Genomic DNA, 9,106 nt, shown 5'->3' with positions numbered 1-9,106 from the left:
GGCGGGGGAGGGGGACTGCAGCAGTTTTCCCGGATTGAGCAGCCCGGCGGGATCGAGCGCGCGCTTGACCCGTGCCATCACCGCCAGCGCCACCGGATCGTGCAGGCGCGCAAGCTCGTCCACCTTCATCTGCCCGATGCCGTGTTCGGCGCTGATCGAGCCGCCCCAGGCGGTGACGAGGTCATGGACCTGCGCGCTCACCGCCTTGCCTTGCGTCTCCTCCCACACACCTCGGACGGCTCCAGCGGGGGCGAGGACATGGAAGTGGACATTCCCGTCGCCCAGATGCCCGAAGGCGACCGCGCGGGTGCCGGGGTGGGCGGCCTCGACCTCGGGCACGGCGGCGAGGATGAATTCGGGCATGCGCTCGACCGGCACCGAGATATCGTGCTGCATCGCCGGGCCGAGCGCGCGCTCGGCCGCCGAGATGCCGTCGCGCAAGGACCAGAAGGCCTCGGCCTGGGTGTCGCTGGCGGCGATTACAGCGTCGGCGATCAGGCCCGCCTCCAGCGCGGCGGCCAGTGCGGTCTCGAGGCCTTCGCGCAAGGCAGCGGAGTCCTGCCCGCTCGACACGCATTCGATCAGCGCGTTCCACGCGTGCGCCTCGCCCAGCGGCGCGCGGGCGGTCGGCTGGTGGGCGAGCACGGATTCGAGGCAGTGCGCCGGCACCACCTCGAAGCCTTCGAGCGCATCGCCCATCGCGCGATCCATCTGTCGCAGCAGCGTCCGCGCCTCGACGATCCCGCCGAGCCCCACCCAGGCGGTCGCGCGGCCGGTCGCGGCCGGCAGCAGCCGCAGCGTTGCCGCCGTGACGATGCCGAGCGTGCCTTCCGAGCCGATCAGCAATTGCTTGAGGTCGAAGCCGCGGTTGTCCTTCTTGAGCGGGGTCATCAGATCGAGAACCTCGCCGTTCGCCATCACCGCCTCGAGCCCCAGCACCTGCGCGCGCATCGTGCCGTGGCGCAGCACCTGCGTGCCGCCCGCGTTGGTGGAAATCAGTCCGCCGATGGTCGCCGAGCCCTTGCCGCCCAGCGTCAGCGGGAAGCGCATGCCCGCGGCCTCGGCGGCCTCGTGCAGGGTCTGGAGGACCACGCCGGCCTCGCACACCACTTGCCCCGCCTCGGGCGAGAGTCTGCGGATGGCGCTCATGCGGCGCAGGGACAGGATGATGGCATGGCCGGTCTCGTCCGGGGTCGCGCCGCCGGCCATACCGCTGTTGCCGCCCTGCGGCACGATCGGCACGCCATGGAGCGCGCACAGCTTCACAAGCCCTGCAACCTCGGCGGTGGAGGCAGGCGAAGCAAGAGCCAGGGCGCGGCCGGTGTAGCGTCCGCGCCAGTCGGTCAGCCAGGCGTCCATCCGCTCGGGATCGGTGGTCAGCCCGCGAGCGCCCAGCAGGGCATGGGCTTCGGCGAGGAAAGCCTCGGCAGAGGGGGCAGGGCGCGGGGGCGAAGCAGGGTGATTCATTGTTGCCTCCATGCCACAGTGACCGAGGAAATTGCCAATCCTTTCGCTGGCCTCTCGCCGTGCAGTTAAGCCATGGTTCAAACGCGGATGCTAGGTCGGACGCTCCGGTGCGCGCGCAAGCTGCCCGGCCAGCCTGACCGATCCGCCCTTGCAAGGAGAGAGCCTTCCTCGCCCATGCACAGCCTGTTCGCCTTCGCAGCGCCGCTGGCGCTGATGCTGCCTCTGGTGGCCGAGGCGGTGGACGTGGCCGATCCGCCTGCGTCCGCTGGCGAGGCTTCCGCGCTGCAATCCGATAGGCCGAGCGAGGCGCCACCCGCCCCGATCAATCCGCTGGTCGCATGGCGGCAATCCTCCGTTGCCAACCAGGTGCGTATCGAACAGCGCGTCGTGATCCGCATCGCTCCCGCGCCGCCCACGGCCCGCCAGAACCTCACCGCCGATCTGCCCAACCGCGCTCCGGCCGCGCCCCGATACGAGGAGCGCGGCAAGGAAAAATGCGTCGGCCTTCAGGGCATTGCCGGGGTGCAGACCGGTAACGGCAACCGGCTGGTGCTGTTCCTGCGCGATCGCCGGATGATCTCGGTGAACCTCGAAAAGGCATGCCGGGCCCGTGACTTCTATGCCGGGTTCTATGTCGAGAAGAACAAGGACGGGCAATTGTGCGTCAGCCGCGACAAGCTGCAGTCGCGCACCGGCGCGCGCTGCGAGATCGAGACGATGCGGCAGCTTGTGGAAGTCCGCAGCTGACCGGCAACGGGTGACGGGCGCGTTTCCTTGACTTTTGCCTGCATTTGCGAGAAAGGCGCGGCAGCCTGACGCCGCCGGGGGGTATGCGTCTCGGCCAGCAATCCCGGCAGCACCGCTGCCCGCTATTCTCGGACACCACTTACCGCATGACCTTCGCCGATCTCGGCCTTTCGCCCGAATTGCTCAAAGCCGTGGAGGACGCGGGCTATACGACGCCCACCGCGATCCAGGCGCAGGCGATCCCGACCGTGCTGATGATGAAGGACCTCATCGGCATCGCCCAGACCGGGACGGGCAAGACCGCGAGCTTCGTGCTGCCGATGATCGACGTGATGGCGGCCGGCCGCCGCCGCGCGTTGATGCCGCGCTCGCTGATCCTCGAGCCGACCCGCGAACTGGCCGCGCAGGTCGCCGAAAACTTCGAGAAATACGGCAAGAACCACGATCTTAAGATGGCGCTGCTGATAGGCGGCGTGCAGATGGGCGATCAGCTCAAGGCCTTGTCGGACGGTGTCGATGTGCTGATCGCGACCCCGGGCCGGTTGATGGACCTGTTCGAGCGCGGCAAGATCATGCTCAACGGCTGCGAACTGCTGGTGATCGACGAGGCCGACCGGATGCTCGACATGGGGTTCATCCCCGATATCGAGTTCATCTGTTCGAAGCTCCCCGAAACCCGCCAGACCATGCTGTTTTCGGCCACCATGCCCGCGCCGATCGAGAAGCTGGCGAAGAAATTCCTCAACAACCCCAAGCGCATCGAAACCGCGCGCGCGGCGACCACCAACAAGGACATCACCGCCTTCAAGGTGCCGGTGAAGTCGAAGCAGAAGCGCGAGACGCTGCGCTGGTTCCTCGAGAACGATCTCGTTGAAAACGCGATCATCTTCGCCAATCGCAAGACGACCGTGCGCGAGCTGAACCAGAGCCTGCAGCGCCACGGTTTCCGCTCCGCCGAAATCCACGGCGACATGGACCAGTCCTCGCGGTTGAAGGAGCTCGAGCGGTTCAAGTCGGGCGACGTCAACATCCTCGTCGCCTCCGACGTCGCGGCGCGCGGGCTCGACATCAAGGGCGTCTCCCACGTCTTCAACTTCGACACGCCCTGGCACCCGGATGACTACGTCCACCGCATCGGCCGCACCGGCCGGGCGGGCGCCAAGGGGCGGGCCTTCACCTTCGTCTCGGAAGAGGACGCCGAGGCGATCAGCAACGTCGAGAAGCTGACCGGGGCGGCGATCAAGGTGTTCGGCAAGGAGGACCTGCGGGTCGATCTGTCCGAAATCCTCGCCAAGGCCGAAGCGGCAAAGGCCGACGAGCCGGAAGTCCGCGAAGAGCGCAAGCCGCGCCGTGCCCGCGAGGACCGCTCCGAACGTGACGAGCGCCCTCGTAAGGAGCGCGCTACTCGAGAAGAGGCGCGCGACGAACGCCCCCGTCGTGAGGAACGTCACGCCCGCCCCGACCGCAGCCCCGCCGAGCGAAAACCGCGCCGCTACCACGAGGATGACGCGCCCGTACCCGCTGGCGAATGGAACGGCCCGCGCCCGAGCTTTCTCGACGTCGGCTTCGGCTGACCGCGCGAAGCGGGCGGGCCCGAGGGGTTAACCGTTTCTTGGGCGGATCGGGCCTATGCCCGCGCCCATGATCGACAGCATTCTTGAATCCCTGCGCACCGAGTTCGCCACTGTCGTACCGCTGGCGGTGCTGTTCGGCGTGCTCGCCTATCTGATCAAGCGTGACACGCTGATCGAAGACGTCCGCCGCGCACGGCCCGAGATCGTGACCAACCTGCTGCTGCTGTTGCTGAATGCGGTGGTGGTGGTGCCGCTGGTTGCGATTCCGCTGGTGACCGGCCAGTCGCTCCTGCCGCGCCCTGCGGTGCTGGTCGGCTTCTGGGAAGCGCTGCCTGCGGTGCTGCCGATCCTCGCGGCGATCGTGCTGATGGAATTCGCCGCCTATTGGCGCCACCGGCTGGAACATGTCCGTGCGCTGTGGCTGTTCCATGCCACACATCATGCCGACGAAGCGATGAACTGGCTGAGCGTGCGCCGCAAGCACCCGGTTGGCGAGGTGTTGAGCCTCGTCATCGATACCCTGCTGGTGATCATGCTCGGCCTGCCGTTCTGGGCGATCGGCGTCGGCCTGCTGATCCGCAGCTGGTGGGGCTATTTCATCCATGCCGACGTGCCCTGGACGCTGGGGGTGTTCGGCAAGGTGTTCATCTCGCCCGCCGCGCACCGCCTGCACCATATTCGCGATGAAGAGCTGATGGGCAGCAACTACGGCAACATGCTGACGCTGTGGGACAGGCTGTTCGGCACCTATGTCGACCCGGCGCCCTATGTGAACTGCGCAACCGGCATCGCCGAGGGCACGCGCGACGCCTGGGGCGAGCTCGTCCGGCCGTTCGAGGCACGATACTGGAAGAAACCCGTTCCGCAGCCGACGGAGCAGCCGGCGGCCTGACCTCAGCCCACCACCGTCACGAAGCTGTCCAACACCCGCTTCTCGCCCGCTTCCTCGAACAGAATGGTGAGCTTGTTGCCCTCCTGATCGATGACGCAGCCCGTGCCGAACTTGGTGTGGGTGACCATCGCGCCGATGGCGATGTCGCTGCGTGCGGGGGCGGCGAAGCTGGCAGCGGAGCGAGTGTTCTCGCGCACCCGCGTGGGAGTAGTGTCGTAGCCGCTGGCGATGGCGCGCTGCCAGCCGGGGCCGCGCTGCTGGGCGCGGTCGGGCCGGGCTTGCGCGACATGCGCGAAGGGGTCCTCCTGCTCGCTCCAATTCGCCCGCCACAGCGAGGCGCCGCCGGTAAGCGTGGTCTCGCTCTCGATATGCTCGCCCGGCAATTCGTCGATGAAGCGTGAAGAGATCGAGCTGGTCCACTGGCCATAGATTCGCCGGTTGGCGGCGTGGAGGATGGTGCAATGCCGCCGCGCGCGGGTGATCGCCACGTAAGCGAGGCGGCGCTCCTCCTCGAGGCTCGCAAGCCCTCCCTCGTCGATCGCGCGCTGGGAGGGGAAGACGCCTTCTTCCCAGCCCGGCAGAAACACGTTGTCGAACTCCAGCCCCTTGGCGGCGTGGATCGTCATGATCGTCACCGTCTCGCCCTCGTTCGCGCGGTCGTTGTCCATGACGAGGCTGACGTGCTCGAGGAAATCGCCGAGGGTGAGGTATTCCTCCATCGCGCGCGCGAGTTCGGAGAGGTTTTCGGCGCGGCCGGCGCTCTCGGCCGAACGGTCGGCGGCGAGCATCGCGTTGTAGCCGCTCTCCTCCATCACCAGCCGGAGCAGGTCCGCAGGCGAGAGCGTCTCGGCCTGTTCGCGCCAGTGGAGGAACTGGCGCATCAATCCGCCGATGGTGATGGCCGAGCGCTTGGGCAGTTCGTCGCTGTCGGCCAGTTGCAGCGCAGCCGCCGCCAGCGGCAGGCCGGTGCGGCGCGCGTGGGAATGCATCGCCTCGAGCGCCTTGGCGCCGAGCCCGCGCTTGGGGACATTGTGGATGCGCTCGAACGCCAGATCGTCCTGTGGCTGCGCGATCAGGCGCAGATAGGCCAGCGCATCGCGGATCTCGGCACGCTCGTAGAAGCGGAAACCGCCGATGATGCGGTAGGCGATGCCGATCTGGATGAAGCGGTCCTCGAACTCGCGGGTCTGGTATTGCGCGCGCACGAGGATGGCGACCTGGTCGAGCCCTGCGCCCTCGCGCTCGAGCCGCTCGATCGCCTCGCCGACCCGGCGCGCTTCCTCGGGGGCGTCCCACACGCCGATGACCTTGACCTTCTCGCCGCCATTGACCTCGGTCCACAGCGTCTTGTCATGGCGCTGCGAGTTCTCGCGGATCAGGCCCGAGGCGGCGCCGAGGATATGCGGTGTGGAGCGGTAGTTTTGCTCCAGCCGGATCACCTCGGCGCCGGGGAAATCCTTCTCGAACCGCAGGATATTGGCGACTTCCGCCCCGCGCCAGGAGTAGATCGACTGGTCGTCGTCGCCCACGACGCAGATGTTCTTGTGCCCCTGCGCCAGCAGCCGCAGCCACAGGTATTGGACCGCGTTGGTGTCCTGATATTCGTCCACCATGATGTAGCGGAAGCGGCGCTGGTAATCGGCGAGGATGTCGTGATGCGCCTTCAGGATGTTCACCATGTGCAGCATCAGATCGCCGAAATCGCAGGCATTCAGCTGCTTCAGCCGCTCCTGATAGCGGGCGTAGAGCGCGGTGCCCTTGCCATTGGCATAGGCTTCGTTTTCCACCGCATCGAGATCGCCCGGATTGAGGCCGCGGTTCTTCCAGCGGTCGATCAGGCCCGCCAGCTGACGCGCGGGCCAGCGCTTTTCGTCAAGCTCGGCCTCGGTGATGAGCTGCTTCAACAGGCGCAGCTGATCGTCGGTGTCGATGATGGTGTAATTGTGCTGGAGCCCCACGAGCTCGGCATGACGGCGCAGCATCTTGGCGCAGATCGAGTGGAAGGTGCCGAGCCACGGCAGTCCTTCGGCCTGCGGGCCCAGATGGTGCGTCACGCGCTCCTTCATCTCGCGGGCGGCCTTGTTGGTGAAGGTAACGCACAGGATCTGGCTGGGATAAGCGCGGCCCGTGGCAACAAGATGGGCAAGACGCGCGGTGAGCGCGGCGGTCTTGCCCGTGCCTGCGCCTGCCAGCATCAGCACCGGGCCCTCGGTCGCGAGCACGGCGGCGCGCTGCGGCGGGTTCAGCCGCGCGGCGTAGGCAGGCACCGACTCGGGAGGAGCGGCCGGGGAGGGCAGGGGAATGCTCATGGTCTCATGCGAACAGGTAGGGAACAATTCTCCGGGGAGCAAGCCGCGAGACGCAGGCGCGCACAGGCTTGCGGCGGGCCGAAATTCGCCCTGCCGTTTTTTCGTCACATTTGCCGCCCGAGCGGGGCGCGGGCGGGATGCGCAGCGTACCGCGTGATTGCTCGGCTGCGGGTGGGGCCCATATTGAAGAGGTCCGGTTCGTGAGGGGTCATGCGGCCGGGACACACGTTTTGCGTTCGTCGTGCTTGGGTCAGTCAATGATGGAGTTACCCATGCACAAGTCTTTCAAAACCCTCGCCTTGGCCGGTTCGGCCCTGGCCCTCGCCACAACCGGCGCGTTGGCCGGCGCGCAGGAGCAGATGCCGGAAACGGCCCCGGCTCCGGGCCAGACCACCGATACCATGCCCACCGACGGTATGCCGGAAACCACCACGCCGCCCTCGATGCCGGACACCACGCCGTCGACCGCGCCTGAACCGGATGACGGCACCACCACCGAAACGCCCGACATGCCCGCAACCACGACCGCGCCGCCCACGGGCGATCAGGATGCGATGATGCAGTCCTGGCCCGCCGACCGCCAGGCCAGCTTCAAGGCCTGGCCGGCCGAGACCCAGACCTATTTCTGGTCGCTCAATCCGCAGCGTCAGGAGATCTTCTGGGCCCTGTCGGACAGCGACAAGGTCACGCTGAGCAAAATGCCCGAAGCGCAGCGCGAATCGACCTGGGCGCAGATCGAATCCCGGGTCACCCCGCCGCGCGGCTAACTTTCTGGAGTCGTGTCGGGATCGGAAATCGGGGAAGCATCCAGCCGCAAGAGGTGGAGCTTCCCCTTGCCGACCCGGCGCACGGTCTCTGCCACAAGGCCCTTGATCGCGACATCCTCGTTGAACGCGGTCTCGAGCGCGATCCATGTCGCGGGGCCGATCCACCCCAGCCGCAGCAGCCGGTCGAGCGCCACTTCGCCCGCGCCCGAGTGGTAGGGCGGATCGGCGAGGATCAGGTCGAGCGGCTTGGCGGCCGCACGCAGGGCCATCACCGAACCTGCCTCGACCCGCGCGCGCGCGCCTGCGCCCAGGGTCGCGATATTGACGCGAATCACGTCGACTGCCGCGCGGTCCTGCTCGACGAACAGGCAGCCTTCCGCCCCGCGCGACAGGGCCTCTAGCCCCAGCGCGCCCGAGCCGGCAAAGAGGTCGGCGACCTGCAAGCCCTCGAAATCGCCAAGCCGACTGGTAAGCATCGCGAACAGCGTCTCGCGCGCGCGGTCCGAGGTGGGGCGTGTTTCCTCACCCCTGGGTGCGGCAAGCCTGCGTCCGCGCCATTCGCCCGCGATGATCCTCACTTGAGCGGGCCCTTCGCCAGTTCCGCCAGAAAGCGGTCGACCGGCTTGCCTTTCAGCTCCACCGCCTGCCCGCGCGGCAGGTCGCCGAGGTTGAAGGGGCCGTAGCCGACGCGGATCAACCGGTTCACCTGCAATCCCAGATGCTCGAGCACCCGGCGCACCTCGCGGTTCTTGCCCTCGGTGATGGTCATCTCGATCCACAGATTGCGCCCGCTCGAGCGTTCGAGGTTCGCATCGATCGAGCCGTAGCGCATGCCGTCGATCTCGACGCCCTCGATCAGGTCTTCGAGCTGCGCTTGCGAGACCTCGCCGAACGCCCGCGCGCGGTAGGTGCGCGGCACGCGGCTGGCGGGCAGTTCGAGCGTCCGCTTCACCGCGCCGTCATTGGTCAGCAGCAGCAGCCCCTCGGTGTTGAGGTCGAGCCGCCCCACGGGCATGACCCGCCCGGCATCCTTGGGCAGGGCGTTCCTCAGCGCAGTGTAGATCGTCGGGCGCCCGGCCGGATCGCGCTCGGCGGTGATGAGGCCGGTGGGCTTGTGGAAGGCGAACAGCCGCGTCGCCTCGGCTGCGGAGACGGGCTTGCCGTCGACCGTCACGCCCCTGAGGCTGGCGAGGATCGTCGCGGGCGTCTCAAGCACCTTGCCGTCGAGCGCGACGCGCCCCTCGGCAATCATCCGCTCGACCTCGCGGCGGCTGGCGACGCCTGCGCGGGCGAGCAGCTTTGCGATACGGTCACCCTCGGGGCGGTTTTCGGAGCGGGGGGGCTGGGTGG

8 protein-coding genes are annotated in these 9,106 nt (G+C 67.7%); 4 read left to right on the top strand and 4 right to left on the bottom strand.

Annotation, left to right across the window (positions count from 1 at the left end; all coding sequences use genetic code 11):
• Positions 1-1,467 (bottom strand): FAD-binding oxidoreductase (locus tag AX708_RS12920; RefSeq protein WP_066525498.1); only part of this gene is annotated, 1,467 nt, incomplete at its 3' end.
• Positions 1,468-1,641: 174 nt separating this feature from the next.
• Between AX708_RS12920 and AX708_RS12915 the strand changes: the two genes are divergently transcribed.
• The 3 genes from AX708_RS12915 (at position 1,642) to AX708_RS12905 (ending at position 4,680) form a co-directional block, all read left to right on the top strand.
• Entirely contained in the window at positions 1,642-2,214 is a 573-nt protein-coding gene (locus AX708_RS12915; RefSeq protein WP_066525501.1) for a hypothetical protein, read from the top strand.
• A gap of 146 nt (positions 2,215-2,360) precedes the next feature.
• On the top strand, positions 2,361-3,788 hold the full coding sequence (locus AX708_RS12910) for a DEAD/DEAH box helicase (RefSeq protein WP_066525510.1): 1,428 nt from the start codon (positions 2,361-2,363) through the stop codon (positions 3,786-3,788).
• A gap of 55 nt (positions 3,789-3,843) precedes the next feature.
• Positions 3,844-4,680, top strand: a complete 837-nt coding sequence (locus AX708_RS12905) for a sterol desaturase family protein (RefSeq protein ID WP_197425860.1) — start codon at positions 3,844-3,846, stop codon at positions 4,678-4,680.
• Between the two features lie 2 nt (positions 4,681-4,682).
• On the opposite strand, the gene AX708_RS12900 is transcribed toward AX708_RS12905, so the two are convergent.
• Entirely contained in the window at positions 4,683-6,989 is a 2,307-nt protein-coding gene (locus AX708_RS12900) for an ATP-dependent helicase (protein WP_066525503.1), read from the bottom strand.
• Between the two features lie 272 nt (positions 6,990-7,261).
• On the opposite strand from AX708_RS12900, the gene AX708_RS12895 reads away from it, so the two are divergent.
• Positions 7,262-7,756: a hypothetical protein gene (locus tag AX708_RS12895; RefSeq protein WP_066525505.1), complete on the top strand. Its 495-nt coding sequence runs from the start codon at positions 7,262-7,264 to the stop codon at positions 7,754-7,756.
• Here AX708_RS12895 and rsmD read toward each other — a convergent pair.
• Both rsmD and AX708_RS12885 read right to left on the bottom strand, forming a co-directional pair.
• Positions 7,753-8,334, bottom strand: a complete 582-nt coding sequence (rsmD, locus tag AX708_RS12890; protein ID WP_066525507.1) for a 16S rRNA (guanine(966)-N(2))-methyltransferase RsmD — start codon at positions 8,332-8,334, stop codon at positions 7,753-7,755. The two genes, AX708_RS12895 and rsmD, sit on opposite strands and share 4 nt — an antisense overlap.
• Positions 8,331-9,106: pseudouridine synthase (locus tag AX708_RS12885; RefSeq protein ID WP_067490199.1), on the bottom strand; the 776-nt coding region annotated here is incomplete at its 5' end. The genes AX708_RS12885 and rsmD, both read right to left, overlap by 4 nt.

The organism is Erythrobacter sp. CCH5-A1 (assembly GCF_001557115.1).
Classification (GTDB): domain Bacteria; phylum Pseudomonadota; class Alphaproteobacteria; order Sphingomonadales; family Sphingomonadaceae; genus Erythrobacter.
The sequence above is the reverse complement of the archived record's forward strand: the minus strand, read 5'-3'. Positions and strand labels throughout refer to the sequence as shown.